At 54.2% G+C, this 19,967-nt stretch carries 16 protein-coding genes; 1 reads left to right on the forward strand and 15 read right to left on the reverse strand.

Features of this window, described 5'->3' with window-relative positions:
• Window positions 1-56: 56 nt before the first annotated feature.
• Together secA and secM are read right to left on the reverse strand one after the other, a co-directional pair.
• Complete coding sequence (gene secA / locus F3J28_RS13330; protein WP_008461809.1) at window positions 57-2,762, reverse strand: preprotein translocase subunit SecA; 2,706 nt, start codon at window positions 2,760-2,762, stop codon at window positions 57-59.
• 63 nt (window positions 2,763-2,825) lie between these two features.
• On the reverse strand, window positions 2,826-3,332 hold the full coding sequence (secM, locus tag F3J28_RS13335) for a secA translation cis-regulator SecM (protein ID WP_166876782.1): 507 nt from the start codon (window positions 3,330-3,332) through the stop codon (window positions 2,826-2,828).
• A gap of 22 nt (window positions 3,333-3,354) precedes the next feature.
• Here secM and F3J28_RS13340 point away from each other — a divergent pair, with 22 nt between their 5' ends.
• Complete coding sequence (locus F3J28_RS13340) at window positions 3,355-3,870, forward strand: DUF721 domain-containing protein (protein WP_166876784.1); 516 nt, start codon at window positions 3,355-3,357, stop codon at window positions 3,868-3,870.
• A gap of 8 nt (window positions 3,871-3,878) precedes the next feature.
• Here F3J28_RS13340 and lpxC read toward each other — a convergent pair whose 3' ends face one another.
• From lpxC to ftsI, 13 genes are all read right to left on the reverse strand, one after another.
• Window positions 3,879-4,796, reverse strand: coding sequence for a UDP-3-O-acyl-N-acetylglucosamine deacetylase (gene lpxC, locus F3J28_RS13345; RefSeq protein WP_085541415.1), 918 nt, complete (start codon window positions 4,794-4,796; stop codon window positions 3,879-3,881).
• Window positions 4,797-4,897: 101 nt separating this feature from the next.
• Window positions 4,898-6,049, reverse strand: a complete 1,152-nt coding sequence (ftsZ, locus tag F3J28_RS13350; protein ID WP_008461800.1) for a cell division protein FtsZ — start codon at window positions 6,047-6,049, stop codon at window positions 4,898-4,900.
• A gap of 63 nt (window positions 6,050-6,112) precedes the next feature.
• Window positions 6,113-7,369, reverse strand: coding sequence for a cell division protein FtsA (gene ftsA / locus F3J28_RS13355; RefSeq protein ID WP_008461798.1), 1,257 nt, complete (start codon window positions 7,367-7,369; stop codon window positions 6,113-6,115).
• Entirely contained in the window at window positions 7,366-8,202 is an 837-nt protein-coding gene (gene ftsQ, locus F3J28_RS13360) for a cell division protein FtsQ (RefSeq protein ID WP_166876787.1), read from the reverse strand. Before ftsQ ends, ftsA begins: the two co-directional genes overlap by 4 nt.
• Window position 8,203: 1 nt before the next feature.
• Window positions 8,204-9,124, reverse strand: a complete 921-nt coding sequence (locus F3J28_RS13365) for a D-alanine--D-alanine ligase (RefSeq protein WP_166876789.1) — start codon at window positions 9,122-9,124, stop codon at window positions 8,204-8,206.
• Complete coding sequence (gene murC / locus F3J28_RS13370) at window positions 9,117-10,592, reverse strand: UDP-N-acetylmuramate--L-alanine ligase (RefSeq protein ID WP_166876792.1); 1,476 nt, start codon at window positions 10,590-10,592, stop codon at window positions 9,117-9,119. The genes F3J28_RS13365 and murC overlap by 8 nt, the downstream gene beginning before the upstream one ends.
• A 70-nt stretch (window positions 10,593-10,662) precedes the next feature.
• Window positions 10,663-11,730 (reverse strand): undecaprenyldiphospho-muramoylpentapeptide beta-N-acetylglucosaminyltransferase, encoded by a 1,068-nt coding sequence (gene murG, locus F3J28_RS13375; protein ID WP_166876795.1) that lies wholly within the window; start codon window positions 11,728-11,730, stop codon window positions 10,663-10,665.
• A complete protein-coding gene (ftsW, locus tag F3J28_RS13380) occupies window positions 11,727-12,971 on the reverse strand; it encodes a cell division protein FtsW (RefSeq protein ID WP_039290282.1) in 1,245 nt (414 codons plus the stop codon). Before ftsW ends, murG begins: the two co-directional genes overlap by 4 nt.
• Window positions 12,971-14,287, reverse strand: a complete 1,317-nt coding sequence (gene murD / locus F3J28_RS13385; RefSeq protein ID WP_166876797.1) for a UDP-N-acetylmuramoyl-L-alanine--D-glutamate ligase — start codon at window positions 14,285-14,287, stop codon at window positions 12,971-12,973. The genes ftsW and murD overlap by 1 nt, the downstream gene beginning before the upstream one ends.
• Before the next feature lie 2 nt (window positions 14,288-14,289).
• Complete coding sequence (gene mraY, locus F3J28_RS13390; protein WP_039290277.1) at window positions 14,290-15,372, reverse strand: phospho-N-acetylmuramoyl-pentapeptide-transferase; 1,083 nt, start codon at window positions 15,370-15,372, stop codon at window positions 14,290-14,292.
• Window positions 15,366-16,724: a UDP-N-acetylmuramoyl-tripeptide--D-alanyl-D-alanine ligase gene (gene murF / locus F3J28_RS13395; RefSeq protein WP_166876800.1), complete on the reverse strand. Its 1,359-nt coding sequence runs from the start codon at window positions 16,722-16,724 to the stop codon at window positions 15,366-15,368. Before murF ends, mraY begins: the two co-directional genes overlap by 7 nt.
• On the reverse strand, window positions 16,721-18,208 hold the full coding sequence (gene murE / locus F3J28_RS13400; protein ID WP_008461780.1) for a UDP-N-acetylmuramoyl-L-alanyl-D-glutamate--2,6-diaminopimelate ligase: 1,488 nt from the start codon (window positions 18,206-18,208) through the stop codon (window positions 16,721-16,723). Before murE ends, murF begins: the two co-directional genes overlap by 4 nt.
• Window positions 18,195-19,961, reverse strand: a complete 1,767-nt coding sequence (gene ftsI / locus F3J28_RS13405; protein ID WP_166876803.1) for a peptidoglycan DD-transpeptidase PBP3 — start codon at window positions 19,959-19,961, stop codon at window positions 18,195-18,197. Before ftsI ends, murE begins: the two co-directional genes overlap by 14 nt.
• Window positions 19,962-19,967 lie beyond the last annotated feature (6 nt).

Genomic DNA, 19,967 nt, shown 5'->3' on the forward strand with positions numbered 1-19,967 from the left:
AAACTCCATGCGTAAAAAAGGCGCAGCAAGCTGCGCCTTTTCGATTTTGTCAGACCTTAGCTCAGACGGCCATGGCACTGTTTGTATTTTTTACCGGAACCGCAAGGGCAAGGATCGTTGCGACCCACTTTACGATCGCCAGTTTCTGCTGCCAGCGCCTGTGCGGCCTGAGTTTCATCATCCACATGACTAAGCTGCTGCATACGTGCCAGACGCTCGGCTTCTTCACGACGCTGTTGTTCCATCGCTTCAACTTCTTCCGGCAGGCGGACCTGGACTTTGCTCAGGGTGCTGATCACTTCATATTTCAGTGACTCCAGCATCGCGGCAAACATAGAGAAGGATTCACGCTTGTATTCCTGCTTCGGATCTTTCTGCGCATAACCGCGCAGGTGGATCCCCTGACGCAGGTAATCCATTGCGGCCAGATGCTCTTTCCACAGGGAATCCAGCGTTTGCAGCATCACGCCTTTTTCGAAGTGGCGCATCATTTCTGCACCCACGACTTCTTCTTTACGTTGATAAAGCTCAATCGCCGTCTGCAGAATACGCTCACGCAGCGTTTCTTCGTGCAGCTCAGGTTCTTTATCCAGCCACTCTTTGATTGGCATCTCGAGATCAAAGTCGTTTTTCAGACGCTCTTCCAGACCTTCTACATCCCACATTTCTTCCAGAGACTGAGGCGGAATATGCGCATCGATGGTGACTTTGAAGACGTCTTCACGAATGCTGGCGATGGTTTCGCTCACGTCGGTAACGTCGAGCAGCTCATTACGCTGGGTATAAATAGCGCGGCGCTGATCGTTTGCGACGTCATCGTATTCCAGCAGCTGCTTACGAATATCAAAGTTACGGCTTTCGACTTTACGCTGTGCGTTGGCAATCGCCTTGGTTACCCAAGGGTGTTCAATGGCTTCGCCCGGCTTCATACCCAGTTTACGCATCATATTGGATACGCGATCCGAGGCGAAGATACGCATCAGGGCATCTTCCATCGACAGGTAGAAGCGGGAAGAACCAGCATCACCCTGACGGCCAGAACGGCCACGCAGCTGGTTATCGATACGGCGGGATTCATGACGCTCGGTGCCGATGATATGCAGACCACCTGAAGCCAGTACCGCATCGTGGCGAACTTTCCAGTCCGCTTTGATCTGAGCAATTTGCTCTGGCGTTGGCTCATCCAGCTCAGCAATCTCTTCCTGCCAGCTCCCGCCCAACACGATATCCGTACCACGACCCGCCATGTTAGTCGCGATAGTTACCGCGGCTGGGTAACCCGCCTGAGCAACGATAGCCGCTTCGTTGGCGTGGAACTTGGCATTCAGAACATTGTGTTTGATACCGGCCTTGGTCAACTCATTGGAAACCACTTCAGATTTCTCAATGGAGATGGTCCCCACCAGCACAGGCTGGCCGTTCGCGGTACGCTCTTTAATGTCTTCGATAATCGCGCCAATTTTATCCAGTTCGGTCATGTAAACCAGATCCGGCATATCTTTACGGATCATTGGACGGTTGGTCGGCACAACGATGGTGTCGAGCTTATAAATAGAGCTAAATTCAAACGCTTCGGTGTCTGCAGTACCGGTCATCCCTGCCAGCTTCTCGTAAAGACGGAAGTAGTTCTGGAAGGTGATGGACGCCAACGTCTGGTTTTCATTCTGAATTTCGACGCCTTCTTTGGCTTCAACGGCCTGGTGAAGACCATCTGACCAACGACGCCCCTGCATAGTACGGCCCGTGTGTTCATCAACGATGATGACTTCGCCATCTTTAACGATGTAGTCAACGTCGCGGGTGAACAGCGCATGGGCGCGAAGTGCCGCGGTCACATGATGCATTAGCATGATGTTGGCTGGTGAGTACAGCGACTCGCCCTCTTCCATCATGCCTTCTTGCACAAGCAGCTCTTCAATCAGTACCAGACCACGTTCGGTCAGGTTAACCTGGCGAGATTTTTCATCCACGGAGAAGTGGCCTTCACCCTGGAAGGTGTCAGAGTCTTCTTTTTCCTGACGCATCAGGTGCGGAATGATTTTGTTCACGCGTTTGTACAGCTCAGAGCTGTCTTCCGCAGGGCCGGAGATGATCAGCGGCGTACGCGCTTCATCGATCAGGATGGAGTCGACTTCATCCACCAGCGCATAGTGAAGCTTGCGCTGCACGCGCTCTTCAGGGCTGAAAGCCATATTGTCGCGGAGGTAGTCGAAACCGTATTCGTTATTGGTACCGTAGGTGATGTCTGCTGCGTAAGCCTCACGCTTAGCTGGCGCTGGCATGCCTGGCAGGTTAATTCCTACGCTCAGGCCCAGATATTCAAACAGAGGACGGTTGTTTTCGGCGTCACGCTGGGCCAGGTAGTCGTTCACGGTAACAACGTGCACACCTTTGCCGCTCAGTGCATTCAGATAAGCTGGCAGCGTTGCCGTCAGGGTTTTACCTTCACCAGTACGCATTTCCGCGATGCAGCGATCGTTCAGGACCATGCCGCCCAGCAGCTGCACGTCGAAGTGACGCATACCGAAGACGCGCTTACTTGCTTCACGAACAACGGCGAAAGCTTCCGGGATTAGCGTTTCCAGCACTTCACCTTTTTCCAGACGCGCGCGGAACTCACCGGTTTTAGCCTTCAGCTCATCATCCGTGAGCTTTTCCATCTGCGGTTCCATGCTGTTGATTACGGAAACCACTTTGCGCATACGGCGCAGTGTACGATCGTTACGACTACCGAAAACTTTAGTTAATAATTTGATTAGCATAATAAATTCTCAAACGCCTGCCGTCAGTACGGTCAATAAATTGTTGTTAGTTTGGAAGATGAATTAGCTGAGGCAAAGCGGGCCTGCGCGGATGCCCTGTACCTGACGGATCCACGTCACGGTACTGAAAACGTCTCCTACAGGAGATGACCTAAACGCAGTCTGGCGAACAATAACGGGAGGTTTACTTTCCTGCGTTAACAGCGCGCTAAGCGTGTCCAGCAGGGCAAGGTGCTGTGCCTGAAGCGGCACGCTTTCCTGTGCCACAGGCAAAGCCTGAGGTGCCATAGCAAAGGAAAGATGACGGATAACGGTGCGGATTGCATGCTGGTGCCAGTAGTCCACACTAAAGGAAGGACGGCGAGTGCTTTCTTGCAGTTGAACAAGGCTATCGAAACGCAGCTGCCGCGCCGAATCGTGACGGCTGGCGGAAGCTTCAGCGGGCACACCGGTTTCTGTGTTACCGTTGAGTGCAGGCATGCCAAAACTCGCCGCGACCATCCCCAACAGGAGATGCGGCCAGAAATAACGTCTGCCAAATTGTCGCCAACGATTTAGAATACCAATCACTTTTTCCGCCGGAGCTTAATGTATGCGCGACAGTCGCCCGCAATCTTTAGAAAATCTGTTTGACGAAGCCGGTCAGGAAAGCATGCTACAGAGCGTACAGCAACGTGCCGTCGCTCTGCTGCGTCTTAACCGGGCAGTGAAAGGCATTTTGCCTGCTCCACTGCATCCCTGGTGCCGGGTGGCCAACTTCCGTCAGGGCATTCTCGTCCTTGAAACCGCAAATGCCAGCTGGCTGATGCGCTTACGCTATGAACAAGCCACGCTGCTGAGTGCATTACGCGCCCAAATCTTACCATCATTGACATCAATCGACATCAGGATTAATCCTTCACTGGCGGTAAAAGGGCAGGAATTTGTTCAAGAAAACACCACTCAGACAGAGACTGAGAAATACGAAGTAAATCGTCAACTGAGTAAGCAGAGTGCAGAAGTGTTGAGAGAGGTGGCTAAACGTAGCCCGGAGAAATTAAGAGCAACAATAGAACGACTGGCTTCACTGGCCGGAGAGGGTACCAGCAAAACCAGTCGTAATCGCTAATTTAAGCGTTACGCCAGCACCAGTTTAGGTGCTTTAAACGCCAGCGGAAGTTCGGCTTCGTCTTCGAAGGTCGCCCATTCCCAGGCTTCCTGTTTAGCCAAAACAGCCTGCAGCAGTTTGTTGTTCAGGGCATGACCAGACTTATAGGCGGTAAACGCGCCGATAATGTTGTGGCCACACATGAACAGATCGCCGATAGCATCCAGCATTTTGTGACGAACGAATTCATCTTCAAAACGCAGGCCGTCTTCGTTCAATACGCGATAATCGTCAACAACGATGGCACAATCGAAGCTGCCGCCCAGGCACAGGCCGCGGGACTGCAGATATTCGATATCACGCATAAAACCGAAGGTACGCGCACGGCTAATCTGACGCATAAATGCTTCAGCAGAGAAGTTCATGGTGTAGCGCTGGGTGCTTGCATCAATCGCCGGATGGTTGAAGTCGATGGTAAAGTCCAACGAGAAACCATTAAACGGTGACATTTCAGCCCATTTATCGCCATCTTCCACGCGAACCGTCTCTTTCAGACGTATAAATTTCTTGGCCGAGTTCAGTTCGTCAATCCCTGCATCAAGCAGCAGATAGACAAACGGCGCCGCACTGCCGTCCATAATAGGGATTTCTGGCGCATCGACTTCAACAATAATGTTGTCGATACCCAGCCCTGCCAGGGCAGCGTTGAGGTGCTCTACGGTAGAAATCCGTACATCATGCTCGTTGACCAGACAAGTACAGAGCATGGTATCCCGCACGGATTTGGCATCAGCCGGAAAATCTACCGGAGGATTCAAGTCGGTGCGACGATAGATGACCCCGGTATTTGCCGGCGCAGGGCGCAGCGTCAGTGTGACTTTCTTGCCGGTATGTAAACCGACGCCAGTCGCCTGAACGATACGTTTAAGTGTCCTTTGTTTGATCATCGTATAATCCCGCCAAATTACTAAGCTAGCCGAGAGTGTATATCACTAACGGCAGGCCAGTTTAGCACAAAGAGCGAATATTCCCAACTTCCGGTTTATTCTTAATCAGCTTGCTTACGCAGGAACGCTGGAATATCCAGATAATCAGGCTCTTTCGCCGTCTGCGGTGTATTGTCGTTAACCACTTTAGCGGCCGGCTTTTGCTCTTGCGTCAGCGGAGCCATACCGTGCTGCTGGTAGCGATCCATCACTGGCTGCTGTACCTGCTTGTTAGTCACCAGGGTAATCTCAGGACGTTTGTCCATGCCGATCCCAGTAGCAACAACAGTTACGCGCAGTTCGTCGTTCATCTCTGGATCCAGAGAAGTACCGATAACCACAGTTGCGTTGTCAGATGCGAACGCACGAATGGTGTTACCCACGGTTTCGAACTCATCCAGACGCAGGTCGAAGCCAGCGGTGATGTTAACCAACACGCCACGAGCGCCAGACAGGTCGATATCTTCCAGCAGCGGGCTGGAGATAGCCATTTCTGCCGCTTCTTCAGCACGGTCTTCGCCGCTGGCCACGCCAGAGCCCATCATGGCATAGCCCATTTCGGACATAACAGTACGCACGTCCGCGAAGTCAACGTTCATCAGGCCCGGACGAGTAATCAGTTCGGCAATACCCTGCACGGCGCCTTTCAGTACGTCGTTTGCTGCACCAAATGCGTCAAGCAGAGAAATGCCGCGCCCCAGCACTTTCAGCAGCTTGTCATTCGGGATAGTGATCAAAGAGTCAACGTGCTTAGACAGCTCGGCGATACCCTGCTCCGCGAAAGCCATACGCTTCTTGCCTTCAAAGTTGAAAGGCTTAGTCACGACGGCAACGGTCAGGATACCCAAATCTTTAGCTACTTCGGCAACAACAGGAGCAGCACCCGTACCGGTACCACCGCCCATGCCAGCAGCGATGAACACCATGTCTGCCCCGTCCAGCGCAGCGCGTAAAGCTTCGCGGTCTTCTTCCGCAGCGTTACGACCCACTTCTGGATTTGCGCCTGCACCCAGACCTTTAGTGATCCCATTACCGATCTGGATCGTCTGGCCGACAGCGGTTTTACGCAGTGCCTGAGCGTCAGTGTTAACCGCAAAGAATTCAACGCCTTCGATGCGTTCACGCACCATGTGTTCAACGGCGTTACCGCCGCCGCCACCGACGCCGATGACTTTAATCACCGCGTCGTTGGTCAGTTCCATAGGTTCAAACATAGTTTCTCTCCGTTTTGTGCCTGTCGCCTGAGACCGCTAATTGTCTCCGGTCTCTTATAAAAATTAAAATTCTTTTCTCAGCCAGCTGTTCAGTCGCTTAAACCATGAGCCAACAGAGGTCCTTTTTTCCACTTCTGCTTCACCACTGAGATGTGACTCTTTCCCGTAGTGCAGCAACCCTACTGCGGTCGAGTAATACGACTCCTGGGCATAATCAGTAAGGCCAGTAATATTCAACGGCTGACCGATACGCACCTGCGTATGGAACACACGCTGAGCACAGGCTGCCAGGCCTTCTATTTGTGCCGCGCCGCCGGTTAACACAATCCCCGCCGCCAGATGATGTTTCACACCCTGCTGGCGAAGCTGCTCCTGTAACTGCAAAATCTCTTCATTGACCAGGTTGAGCAGCTCGGTGTAACGAGGCTCAATCACTTCAGCCAGCGTCTGACGCTGAAGACTGCGTGGTGGGCGTCCACCCACGCTCGGAACCTCAACGTTCTCGTCTTTGCCGACGATAGATCCCAGGGCACAACCATGGCGAACTTTAATCGCCTCAGCATCGCTCGGTGGCGTTCCGAACGCATAGGCGATATCGCTGGTAACTACGTTCCCTGCATAAGGGATAACTTTGGTGTGACGCAGCGCACCGCCGGTATACACCGCCATATCCATGGTACCACCGCCGATGTCCACAACACAGACACCCAGCTCGCGTTCATCTTCGGTCAGTACCGCGTAGCTTGCGGCCAGACCGGCGAAAATTAATTGGTCAACTTTCAAACCACAACGTTCAACCGCTTTAACGATGTTTTTTGCCATATCGTTATGGCAGGTAATCAGATGCACTTTCGCCTGCATACGGACGCCGGACAGGCCTACCGGATTTTTGATCCCTTCCTGGTAATCAATAGCGTATTCCTGCGGAATCACATGCAGAACGCGGTGTTCATCGCGAACACGCACTGATTTTGCCGTATGCACCACATTTTCAACATCTTCCTGCGTCACTTCCTCTTCCGAAATCGGCACCATGCCTATCTCGTTTTGGCAGCTGATATGCTTGCCGGACAGCGCCAGGTAAACTGAAGATATCTGGCAGTCTGCCATCAATTCAGCCTGGTCAATCGCCCGTTGAACGCATTTAACCACCGACTCAAGGTCGTTTACCCCGCCTTTGTCCATACCACGCGAAGGGCAACTGCCCACGCCAATAATATTGACCATACCGTCGGGCAGAACTTCCCCTACTAAAGCGGCAACCTTCGCGGTGCCAATCTCCAGTCCAACTACCAGTTTTCTGTCCGTCGCCTTGATCATTGTTGTTTTGCCTGTGCCTGATTCTGTTGCTGATTCGGATTAGGTACCGGAGGAGGAAGTGCCTCCCAACCTACCGCGGCGCCTGAATCGTATCGCAGGTCGACATAACTGATCCGTTTGTTATCAGCCTGCGCCTGCTGCTGCAGAACCGGGTACAGTTCTACAAAACGATCCAGACGTTTCATCGTGTCGCCCCGACCAAGGTTGAGCTTAATTCCGTTATTCAGCGTCAACTGCCAGGAGCGACGAGCGGTCATAGCCGCTTGTTTCAACGTAAATTTATCCTTTGCCAGCACCACGCCCATGTCACGGTAACCTTGCAGAACTTCGTTTTCGCTGCCTTCCGGGCCGGAAAGCATCGGTAAAGTCTGCTTGCTGGTACGCTCTGCTGGTACGCTGAAGGAATTCCCCTCTGCGTCAACCATATGCTGGTCATTCCAACGTGCTATCGGCACATATTCAACCAGATGAATCTTCAATTCGTCCGGCCACTGCTTTCTAACGCTTGCCTGCTTGATCCAGGGCAAGCGCTCTATCTGCTGTTGGATGATATTCACATCCTGGGTCATAAAAGTACCCGGAGGCCCCAGGGCCAGAATAGACTGGCGTATATCATCATTACGTGTGTAGTGCCGCTCCCCGGTTACCACCAGCCTGGAGAGTGGTAAACGCTGGGCATCTTCCATCCAGCCCACCACAATCCAACCGCCGATAAACACGCTCAACAATACCGCACCCAGGAAAATCATCCCTGCCAGACGGGAGCCGTTGCTGCGCCGAGCGCTGGCATTTTCCTCGGCACGATTACGCGCATTCAGTGCAGCCTGCGACATATCAGTCCGCCAGTTCCAAAATACGTACAACTAATTGTGAGAAGCTCATCCCCGCCTGGCGAGCCGCCATCGGCACCAGGCTGTGGCTGGTCATCCCCGGAGAAGTATTCACTTCTAACAGGTAAAACTGACCATCGCTATCCAGCATCACATCGACCCGGCCCCAGCCGCTACAGCCGAGAATCTGCCAGGCCTGCAGAACTAATGCCTGCAATTCCTGCTCTCTTTGTTCAATTAATCCACCAGGGCAGAAATATTGAGTTTCATCAGAGAGATACTTCGCTTCATAATCATAGAAGGTTCCAGCGGGTTGGATGCGAATAGACGGTAAAATTTCCTCGCCTAAAATCGCAACCGTATACTCCGGGCCACTCAACCATTTTTCAATCAGCACTTCTTCGTCATGCTCGAAGGCCAGCTCAAGCGCGGCTGGCAGCGCATCTACGCTGTCCACCTTAGACATACCTACGCTGGAACCTTCACGGCTCGGCTTGACGATAACCGGTAAACCTAATGCAGCAACACGCTCAACCAGCGCTGTGCTCAGGCCTGCTGCAAAATCCTGACGGTTGACGGCAACCCATGGCGCAACGGGTAAACCTGCCCCCTGCCACAGCAGTTTGCTGCGCACCTTATCCATCGTTATCGCCGAAGCCATAACGCCGCTGCCGGTATAAGGCAGTTGAAGGAACTCCAACAGCCCTTGCAAAGTCCCGTCTTCACCACCGCGACCGTGCAGCGCGATAAAAACCTTGTCAAAACCCTGAGCCTTCAGCTCAAGTACAGACTCGCTTTGTGGATCAAAAGCATGTGCATCAATACCCGCTTCTTTTAATCCCGCCAGCACCGCGCTGCCGGATTGCAGAGAAACCTCGCGCTCGGCAGAGGTTCCTCCGAGAAGAACGGCGATCTTATCAGCCATGACGCCCTTCCTCTTTAGTTTGAGGCTGCAATTTGATTTCAGCCAGATTTCGGGCGATTTTGCCGATATTCCCGGCACCTTGAACGAGAATCAAATCATTTCCCGTCAAAACAGGGGCTAAAATTTCCGCCACTTCCGCATGATCAGAAACCAAAATAGGGTCAACTTTGCCACGACCGCGAATGGTGCGGCATAAAGAACGGCTATCCGCACCAGGAATGGGGGCTTCACCTGCAGGATAAACTTCCAACATCACCAGGGAGTCAACCTGGGACAGCACCCCAGCAAAGTCATCATACAAATCACGCGTACGCGTATAGCGGTGTGGCTGGAAAATCATCACCAGATTTTTATCCGGCCAGCCTGCGCGCGCCGCCTTAATGGTGGCATCCACTTCCGTTGGGTGGTGACCATAGTCATCCACCAGCATAGCCGTGCCCGCTTTACCATTTACCGGAGCCAGAGGATATTCGCCCAGGAAATCGAAACGACGCCCCGTTCCCTGGAAGCTTTCGAGCGCACGCAAAATAGCGCCGTCTTCGATGCCCTCTTCCGTCGCAACGGCAACTGCAGCAGCCGCATTCAGCGCGTTATGGCGGCCCGGTGCATTCAACACCACATGCACCTCAGGCTTGTCCTGACGCACAATGGTGAAAAAGCCCTGAGCACCTTTTTGCTGATAATTTTCAACGCGTACATCCGCGTCGTCGCTAAAGCCATATGTGGTGATTTGACGCCCCACGCGCGGCAGAAGCTCGCGAATCACCGGATCGTCTACGCACATCACTGCACGCCCATAAAACGGCAAGTTGTGCAGGAAATTAATAAACGTCTGTTTTAAATTTTCGAAGTCGCCCTGGTAAGTATCCATGTGGTCGGCTTCGATATTGGTCACAATAGAGACCATCGGCTGCAGGTGCAGGAACGAAGCATCGCTTTCGTCAGCCTCTGCAATCAGGTAGCGGCTGTTGCCCAGGCGAGCATGGACGCCGGCGGCTTTCACCAGACCACCATTTACAAACGTTGGATCCAGGCCCGCTTCAGCATAAATGCTCGATACCATCGCCGTTGTCGTGGTTTTGCCATGCGTCCCCGCAATCGCAATGCCGTGACGGAAACGCATCAGTTCAGCCAGCATTTCAGCACGACGGATGACCGGAATACGCGCTTCGTGGGCAGCAACAATTTCTGGGTTATCCGCAGAAATTGCCGTAGAAACAACAACCACGCTTGCATCGCGCACATTTTCAGGGCGATGGTTGAAATAAATCGTGGCACCCAGTGCCGACAACTGCTGCGTGACCGGGTTCGGCGCCAAATCGGAACCGCTGATCTGGTAACCTTCGTTAGCCAATACTTCAGCAATACCGCCCATACCGGCGCCGCCGATGCCAACAAAGTGAATGTGCCGGACGCGACGCATCTCAGGCACAATTGAACGCAGTTTCGCCAGTTGTTGTGTATTCATTCTCTAAACCTGCAAGCGGCATGCCGCCATTACATCAAATTTACGGGCGACAATTTGCCACCCACAAGTATTACGCGCGTGCTGCGGCGCTGACTTCGTTTGCTACACGTTCTGTTGCATCAGGAATGGAGGCAGCGCGCGCTCGCTCGGCCATTGCCAGCAGCGTTGCTCTGTCCCATCCGGTCAGGGTACGGGTAACGGCATCCACGGTAAACTGCGGTTGCTCCAGTATTTTCGCGGCTCCCGCTTTTTCCAGCGGCAGTGCATTCCAGTACTGCTGCCGATCTTTGTGCTGGAAAGGAACGAACAAGGCTGGTAACCCTGCAGCCGCGATTTCACTCACGGTTAACGCCCCGGAGCGACAAACCACAACATCAGCCCATTCGTAGGCTGCTGCCATATCATCAATAAACTCGGTGACCTTGTGCTGAGGCTGCCCTGCTTCAGCGTAAGCCTGCTGCACAACCGCCTGACCGCCTTTTCCGGTTTGGTGCCAGATAGTCACGGAGTCACCTAAGCGCCCCGCTACCTGCGGCATGGTTTGGTTCAAGACTCGAGCGCCCTGAGAACCGCCGACAACCAGCACGCGAACCGGGCCTTCTCTTCCGGCAAAACGCACTTGCGGAAGCGGTAAAGCAAGCACATCTGTCCGCACCGGATTGCCAACAACGTCCGCTTTAGGGAATGCGCCGGGAAAGGCTTGCATTACCTTGGTGGCGATCTTTGCCAACCATTTATTCGTCAGACCGGCAATGCCGTTCTGCTCATGCAAGACAACCGGAATGCCAAGAGACCAGGCTGCCAGGCCACCTGGTCCGGAAACATACCCGCCCATGCCCAGTACAACATCCGGCTTCCACGCTTTCATGATGGCGCGAGCCTGGCGCCACGCGTTAAAAATACGTACAGGAGCCATCAACAAGGCCTTTACGCCTTTGCCGCGCAGGCCAGAAATGCGAATAAAATCGATCTCAATCCCGTTTTTCGGCACCAGATCGGCTTCCATACGGTCCGCAGTACCAAGCCAGCGAATATCCCATCCTTCCGCCCGAAGGTGATGGGCAACGGCCAGGCCTGGGAAAACATGCCCACCTGTACCACCCGCCATCACCATCAATCGCTTCGCTTTGCCCGTCATTTGGCACTCCGTGTAAACGCCTGAGCCTTAGCCAGACGCGTTTCATAATCTATTCTCAACAACAGCATGATTGCCGTGGACATAATCAACAGGCTGGAACCGCCGTAACTGATAAGCGGCAACGTCAGGCCTTTCGTGGGCAACATCCCCGCCGCAGCGCCAACGTTAACCAGCGCCTGGAAGCTAAACCAGATCCCGATAGAACACGCCAGGAAACCGGAGAAACGCTGATCCAATTCCAGCGCGCGCTTGCCGATGGACATCGCGCGAAAAGCGACGAAGAATACCATCAAAAGTGCAAGCACCACACCGATATATCCCAGCTCCTCGCCGATGATCGAGAAGATAAAGTCAGTGTGCGCTTCGGGCAGATATTCCAGCTTCTGAACCGAGTTCCCAAGCCCTTGTCCCCACAATTCACCGCGCCCAAAAGCCATCAGTGATTGCGTTAACTGGTAGCCGCTGCCGAATGGATCTTCCCACGGGTTCCAGAACGACGTTACGCGGCGAATACGGTAAGGCTCGGCGAGGATCAACAGGATAACTGCCGAGATCCCCATCCCGATGATCGCGATAAACTGCCACAGCTTTGCTCCTGCGAGGAACAACATCGCCAGCGTAGTGACAAACAGCACAACTACGGTACCGAGGTCAGGCTGGGCTAGCAGCAGAACGGCCATCACCAGAATCACGCCCATTGGCTTCAGGAAGCCGCGCAGGTTATTTCGAACTTCATCCACCTTGCGCACAAGGTAATTGGCGAGATAACAGAACAGTGACAGCTTGGAAAACTCTGCGGGCTGAATACGCAGCGGGCCGAAAGCAATCCAGCGTGATGCCCCATTAACCGAGCTACCGACGACCAGTACAATTAGCAGCATCACGATCGAAGCCAGCAGCATGGCCGTGCTGTGACGCTGCCAGAAATCCATCGGCAAGCGCAACGTCACCATCGCCAGCACAAACGCAACGATGATGTAGAGCCCGTCGCGTTTGGCAAACAGGAATGGATCGTTTGCCAGGCGCTGGCCAACCGGCATCGACGCCGAGGTCACCATAATAAAACCGATCGCAGCAAGGCCTAAGGTCAGCCAAAGCAGCGTGCGGTCATACAGCACCATGCTGTTGGCGTCGGCCTCACGGGAGCCCATTACCCACCCTTTTAACGCCGAAGCGACCCAGGCCAGGATACCAAACCCTGGAATACGGGGGACGCGAAGGCGAGGGAGAGATAAACGCATCAGCCTAGCTCCTTCGCTAATTGAGTAAACATGTCGCCGCGTTGTTCAAAGTTTTTAAACTGATCGAGACTCGCGCAGGCTGGAGAGAGCAGCACCATATCGCCAGATTCCACACGGGCCGCGGCAAGCTTCATCGCCTGCTCCATGGTTTCTGTACGCTCGGCAATATCCGGGCGTAACTCAGCCAGTTCAGCACCGTCACGGCCAAAGCAGTAAAGGCGTACGCGATCACCCTGCAGGTAGCGAGCTAAAGGTGAGAAGTCGGCAGACTTGCCGTCACCGCCTAACAAAAGATGCAGAGTTCCTTCAACGTGCAGACCGTTTAACGCGGCTTCAGTACTGCCGACGTTGGTGGCTTTAGAGTCATTAATCCAGCGAACACCATTCCGTTCCCAGGCCAGTTGGAAACGATGAGCCAGGCCAGTATAGGTGGTCAATGCTTTCAGGCTGCTGGAACGAGGCAGATTCACCGCATCCGCCAGCGCCAGCGCTGCCAGCGCGTTAGTATAGTTATGCTGCCCAACCAGTTTCATTTCTTTGGTGTTGAGGATTTTCTCCCCTTTCACCCGCAGCCAGGTGTCACCCTGCTGACGATTAAGATGATAATCGCCGACGTCCACACCGAAGCTGATACAGCGCTCGTCCGCGCCGCGTACCGGCATCGTTAACGCGTCATCTGCGTTGACCACGCAAACTTTGGCATTTTCATAGATGCTCAGTTTTGCCGCACGATATTGCTGCATCCCGAACGGATAGCGATCCATATGATCTTCCGTCACGTTCAGAACGGTCGCCGCCGCGGCCTTCAGGCTATGGGTGGTTTCCAACTGGAAGCTTGATAGCTCAAGAACATAAAGCTCACAGCCTTTGTCCAGCAGCATCAACGCCGGCAGACCAATATTTCCGCCAACGCCCACGTTCACACCAGCGGCTTTCGCCATCTCTCCCACCAGGGTGGTGACGGTACTTTTACCGTTGGAGCCGGTAATCGCGACAATCGGAGCCTGGGCCTCGCGGCAAAACAGCTCTATATCACCAATGACCTCGACCCCGGCATCCACCGCCGCGCTCAAGGCTGGAGTTGCCAGCGCCACGCCAGGGCTGGCAATAATCAAATCCGCCGCCAGCAACCAGTCCTCATTCAGCGAACCGGTATGACGATCAACGTTCTCAGGCAGCTTATCAAGACCAGGAGGGGAGATACGGGAATCCATTACGCGAGGCGTAATGCCGCGCGCAATAAAGAAATCCACGCAGGACAGGCCCGTCAGGCCCAGTCCAATGATGACAACATTTTTACCCTGGTAATCTGCCATATTTAGCGAACCTTCAGCGTAGCCAGGCCAATAAGCACCAGCATCAGCGAAATAATCCAGAAGCGCACAATCACGCGTGGCTCCGGCCAGCCTTTCAATTCATAGTGATGGTGAATGGGCGCCATACGGAAGATACGCTGCCCTCTGAGCTTGAACGAGCCCACCTGCAGGATCACCGATAGCGTTTCAACGACGAACACGCCACCCATAATCACCAGCAGGAACTCCTGACGCAGCAGTACCGCGATAGTCCCCAGCGCCCCGCCAAGAGCCAACGAGCCTACATCGCCCATGAAGACCTGAGCCGGGTATGTGTTGAACCACAGGAAGCCCAGGCCTGCGCCGACAATCGCCGTACAGACGATAACCAGTTCACCCGCATGGCGCAGGTAAGGAATGTGCAGGTAGCCCGCAAAATTCATGTTCCCCGTAGCCCATGCCACCAGCGCAAAACCTGCAGCGACAAACACGGTAGGCATAATCGCCAGGCCATCAAGACCATCCGTCAGGTTTACCGCATTACCGGTACCAACAATCACAAAATACGCCAGCAGCACATAGAACAAACCAAGCTGCGGCATCACGTCTTTGAAGAACGGCACAACAAGTTCAGTTGCTGGCGTCCCTTTCCCGGCTGCATACATTGTGAAAGCAACGACCAGTGCAATCACCGACATCCAGAAGTATTTCCAGCGAGCAATCAGACCTTTGGTGTCCTTACGAACCACTTTGCGGTAGTCATCGACAAAGCCAACAATCCCGAAGCCGATCAGTACGAACAGCACGCACCAGACGTAAGGGTTCGAGGGATAAGCCCACATCAGCACGGACACCACAATGGCGGTCAGGATCATGATCCCGCCCATGGTTGGCGTCCCTTTCTTGCTAAAGTGCGACTCTGGACCATCGTTACGTACAACCTGCCCGAAGGAGAGTTGCTGTAAACGCGCGATCATCCGCGGTCCCATCCACAGGGAGATAAACAGAGCGGTCAGCAGGCTGACGATGGCGCGAAACGTCAGATAGGAAAAGACGTTAAAGCCGGAATAATATTTGACCAAATGTTCGGCCAGCCAAACTAGCATGCTTGTTTCTCCTGTAATGCGCGAACCACCTCTTCCATGGCCGCACTACGTGAACCTTTCACCAAAATGGTTAAAATTGAATGTTCCGCGATAAGCGCTTTCAAACGCGCCACCACGGCCTGTTTATCGGCAAAATGTTCACCAACTTCTGATGCGTCACTCAGCGTTTTGCTTAACACGCCAACGCTCAAAACACGGTCAATACCTGCGGCTTTTGCCGCTTCGCCAACCTGACGATGGCAAGCTTCGGCTTCCTCACCCAGCTCGCCCATATCGCCAACTACCATCACACGGTAACCCGGCATTTCTGACAGAACCTGTGCCGCCGCGGTCATTGAACCCACGTTAGCGTTGTAGCTGTCGTCCAGCAGCAGTTGATTCTCTGCAAGCTGGATAGGGAACAGGCGGCCCGGCACGGCTTTAAGCTCAGCAAGCCCCGCTTTTACGGATTCGAGCGTCGCACCAACGGCCATTGCCAGCGCGGTAGCCGCCAGCGAGTTAGCAATATTGTGACGACCCGGCAGCGGCAGAATGACATCAACATCGCCCTGCGGCGTATGCAGAGTAAATTCGGTACCGTGGGAGGTGATATGGATATTCGTTGCGGTGAAATCGCTGCCTGCCGCGTTTGGTGAGAAGCGCCAGGTTTTACGATCGCCAATGATCGCCTGCCAGTTCAGCCAGTCGTTGTTATCGGCATTAAGGATCGCCGTACCGTTTGCCGCAAGGCCGGTAAAGATCTCGCCTTTAGCTTTCGCTACGCCCGCCAGAGAACCAAACCCTTCAAGATGCGCAGCCGCCAGGTTGTTTACCAGAGCCGCTTCCGGGCGGGTTAACCCTACGGTCCAGGCGATTTCCCCCTGGTGGTTTGCACCCAGCTCAATAACGGCATAATCGTATTCCGGCGTCAGGCGCAGCAGCGTCATCGGCACGCCAATATCGTTATTCAGGTTGCCAGCTGTATAAAGCGTGTTGCCGCACTGGCGCAGAATAGATGCCGCCATTTCCTTCACGGAGGTTTTGCCGGAAGAGCCGGTTAGTGCCACAACGCGAGTAGGCACCTGCTGGCGAACCCACGCACCTAGTTCGCCAAATGCAAGGCGGGTATCGGCCACAACCAGTTGGGGAACATCAATATCCAGCTTACGGTTAACCAATAATGCGCCTGCCCCGCCTTTCACCGCATCGGCGGCAAAGTCGTGGGCATCAAAACGCTCGCCTTTCAGCGCAACAAACAGACAGCCAGCTGTCAGCTTACGGGTATCCGTTGTGACATCAATAATGTCGGCGTCTGCGCCATGGAGCTGCCCATTAAGAATGGATGCCAGTTGCTTCAGGGAGACGCGAATCATGCCACAACCCCCAGCAGGCGCGCTGCGGTAACGCGATCGGAGTAATCCAGACGACGGTTGCCAACAATCTGATAGTCCTCGTGGCCTTTGCCCGCCAGCAGAACCACATCATTTTCTTTGGCCTGCATAATCGCGTTAGTCACCGCTTCTGCGCGGCCCAGCACAACGTGCGCACGGCCTGCATCCAGCATACCGGTCAGGATATCGTCGACGATGGCCTTCGGTTCTTCGGTGCGTGGGTTGTCATCGGTCACCACCACCACATCGGCATATTGTTCGGCAATACCGCCCATAATTGGCCGTTTACCTTTATCGCGATCGCCACCACAGCCGAATACACACCACAGTTTGCCGGAACAGTGCAGACGAGCTGCCTGTAGCGCTTTTTCCAACGCATCCGGCGTGTGGGCATAATCCACAACCACGGTAGGTTTGCCGGTAGTGCTGAACACTTCCATTCGCCCACAAACAGGTTGCAGACGCGGGCCTGTGGCAATTAATGCTTCGAGCGGATAACCCAGCGCCAACAGCGTGGCTAAAGCCAACAGCAGGTTGCTGACGTTAAACGCGCCCATCAGGCGGCTTTCAATTTCGCCATTGCCCCACGATGAACTGAAGTGAATCGTCGCTCCACCATCGTGATAAACCACTTCATCAGCTTTCAGCCAGCGCCCATGCGCCCCCGGCTCAAGGTTATTTTCCATGGTGACCGCCACGGCATCCGGCAGGCGCGCCAACCAGCGATGACCCACTTCGTCATCGGCGTTGATGATCGCCTGACCGCAGTCATGCTCGGAAAACAACAGCCACTTAGCGGCTTCGTAATTCGCCATATCACCGTGATAATCAAGGTGATCGCGGCTTAAATTGGTAAATACCGACGCAGCAAACTTCAGCGCCGCCACGCGATGCTGAACCAGACCATGGGATGAAACTTCCATGGCACCAAAGGTTGCACCTTGAGCCTTCAGGCTCGCCAGCACGTGCTGCACGTCTACCGCAGAACCCGTGGTATTTTCTGTCGGCACAACCTGCCCGAGCAGGCCATTGCCCACGGTCCCCATCACTGCGCCGGTTTCACCCAACAGCTGCGCCCACTGCGCCAACAGTTGAGTCGTTGTCGTTTTGCCGTTGGTGCCGGTGACACCAACCAGACGTAAGGATTCAGAAGGTTGATGATAGAAACGGCCAGCCAATGCAGACAGGCGTTGATGCAGCTGGCTCAGGTAAATGACCGGTACGCCGTGCATCTCTCGAACTTCGCCATCCGCCGCTTCACCGTCCGCTTCTGCGATCACGGCAGCCACACCCTGTGCTATCGCCTGCGGGATATAACGACGCCCGTCCGCCTGATGACCGACCACGGCCACAAAAAGATCGCCCGCAGCCGCCACGCGACTGTCGAGTGTCATCTCTCGCAGCGCTCTCGCAGGTAGCCCGGCTACCCACGGAGCAAGAAGGTCGCTCAAATTACGATCTGCCACCTGATGCCTCTTTCTGATTAATTACAAATTCGCTTTTCTCACCGGTTGCCAGCGCATCCGGCTCGATGTTCATGGTGCGCAGTACGCCGCCCATGATGGCACCGAACACAGGTGCAGATACGGCACCGCCGTAATACTTACCGCCCTGCGGGTCATTGATAACTACCACCAGCGCAAATCGCGGCTGGCTGGCTGGCGCAACGCCTGCGGTGTAAGCAATGTATTTGTTTATGTATTTACCGTCCGGCCCGACTTTTTTCGCAGTACCGGTTTTAATCGCAATACGGTAGCCCTTAATGGCCGCCTTCACGCCGCCGCCGCCGGGAAGCGCCACGCTTTCCATCATGTGAACCACGGTGCGAACGGTTGATTCAGCAAAGATACGCTCGCCGGGAACCGGCGGGTCAACTTTGGTTATCGACAGCGGGCGATAAATGCCGTAGCTGCCAATCGTTGCGTAGACTCGCGCTAACTGTAACGGGGTTACCATTAGCCCATAGCCGAAAGAGAAGGTGGCCCTCTCTATGTCAGACCACCGTTGTTTTTGAGGATATAAGCCACTGCGTTCCCCGACCAACCCCAAATTGGTCGCTTTTCCCAGTCCAAAACGTGAGTAAGTATCTACTAACGCTGAGGAGGGCATCGCTAACGCCAGCTTAGAAACACCGACGTTACTCGACTTCTGTAATACCCCGGTAAGGGTCAATTCGCTGTACCGCGCCACATCTTTGATCTCATGACCATTAATGCGGTACGGAATCGTATTCAGTACGCTATTTTCATTCACTACGCCACGCTGCAACGCGGTCATCACCACCATCGGCTTAACGGTGGAACCCGGCTCGAAGACGTCAGTGATGGTGCGGTTACGCATTACGTCTTTTGCCGTGCCGGTTAGATTGTTCGGGTTGTAGGACGGGCTGTTCGCCATCGCCAGAACTTCACCTGTATTAACATCAACCAAAACGGCACTGCCCGATTCGGCTTTGTTGAAAGCAACGGCGTTATTCAGTTCACGATAAACCAGCGCCTGCAGGCGTTCATCAATGCTCAAAGCCAGGTTATGGGCGGCCTGGCTGTCGGTAGAGGAAATGTCTTCGATAACGCGCCCGTAGCGGTCTTTACGCACAATGCGCTCGCCAGGCTGACCGGTGAGCCATTTATCAAAGCTTTTTTCCACCCCCTCGATCCCTTCGCTGTCCACGTTGGTGAAGCCGATGAGGTGAGCAGTCACTTCGCCGGATGGGTAGTAGCGACGAGATTCCTGGCGAAGGTGAATGCCCGGAAGCTTAAGCTTTTTGATGTAGTCGCCAATATCCGGGTTAACCTGACGCGCAAGATAAATAAACCGCCCATTGGGGTTGCTGTTCACGCGGGATGAAAGCTGGTCGAGAGGCATTTTTAGTGCATCGGCTAGCGCTTTCCAGCGGTTGTCCAGCGTGACTCCGCCAGCGTCATGCAATTCTTTCGGGTCGGCCCAGACGGCATTTACCGGTACGCTAACCGCAAGAGGGCGTCCCGCGCGATCGCTTATCATCCCTCGGGAAGTAGACACTTCCTGCACGCGCAATGAACGCATGTCACCCTGACGTACCAGCATGTCTGGGTTGATTATCTGCAGCCAGGCAACACGGCCCAGAAGAAAAGTCAGCGCCAACAGAATGCAACCGCAGAGCAACGCAAAACGCCAACTCACAAAGTTGGCCTGTTCTTCCTGACGTTTTGGTTTAAGCGTTTTTGCCGCTGCTCTCATCTGCCG

This window comes from Enterobacter sp. Ap-1006 (assembly GCF_011752835.1).
In the GTDB taxonomy this organism is placed as follows: Bacteria; Pseudomonadota; Gammaproteobacteria; order Enterobacterales; family Enterobacteriaceae; genus Cedecea.

Coding starts and splice junctions, on each gene's coding strand:
- secA (WP_008461809.1), bottom strand. CDS start 2,762: ATGCTAATCAAATTATTAACTAAAGTTTTCGGTAGTCGTAACGATCGT.
- F3J28_RS13340 (WP_166876784.1), top strand. CDS start 3,355: ATGCGCGACAGTCGCCCGCAATCTTTAGAAAATCTGTTTGACGAAGCC.
- lpxC (WP_085541415.1), bottom strand. CDS start 4,796: ATGATCAAACAAAGGACACTTAAACGTATCGTTCAGGCGACTGGCGTC.
- ftsZ (WP_008461800.1), bottom strand. CDS start 6,049: ATGTTTGAACCTATGGAACTGACCAACGACGCGGTGATTAAAGTCATC.
- ftsA (WP_008461798.1), bottom strand. CDS start 7,369: ATGATCAAGGCGACGGACAGAAAACTGGTAGTTGGACTGGAGATTGGC.
- ftsQ (WP_166876787.1), bottom strand. CDS start 8,202: ATGTCGCAGGCTGCACTGAATGCGCGTAATCGTGCCGAGGAAAATGCC.
- F3J28_RS13365 (WP_166876789.1), bottom strand. CDS start 9,124: ATGGCTGATAAGATCGCCGTTCTTCTCGGAGGAACCTCTGCCGAGCGC.
- murC (WP_166876792.1), bottom strand. CDS start 10,592: ATGAATACACAACAACTGGCGAAACTGCGTTCAATTGTGCCTGAGATG.
- murG (WP_166876795.1), bottom strand. CDS start 11,730: ATGACGGGCAAAGCGAAGCGATTGATGGTGATGGCGGGTGGTACAGGT.
- ftsW (WP_039290282.1), bottom strand. CDS start 12,971: ATGCGTTTATCTCTCCCTCGCCTTCGCGTCCCCCGTATTCCAGGGTTT.
- murD (WP_166876797.1), bottom strand. CDS start 14,287: ATGGCAGATTACCAGGGTAAAAATGTTGTCATCATTGGACTGGGCCTG.
- mraY (WP_039290277.1), bottom strand. CDS start 15,372: ATGCTAGTTTGGCTGGCCGAACATTTGGTCAAATATTATTCCGGCTTT.
- murF (WP_166876800.1), bottom strand. CDS start 16,724: ATGATTCGCGTCTCCCTGAAGCAACTGGCATCCATTCTTAATGGGCAG.
- ftsI (WP_166876803.1), bottom strand. CDS start 19,961: ATGAGAGCAGCGGCAAAAACGCTTAAACCAAAACGTCAGGAAGAACAG.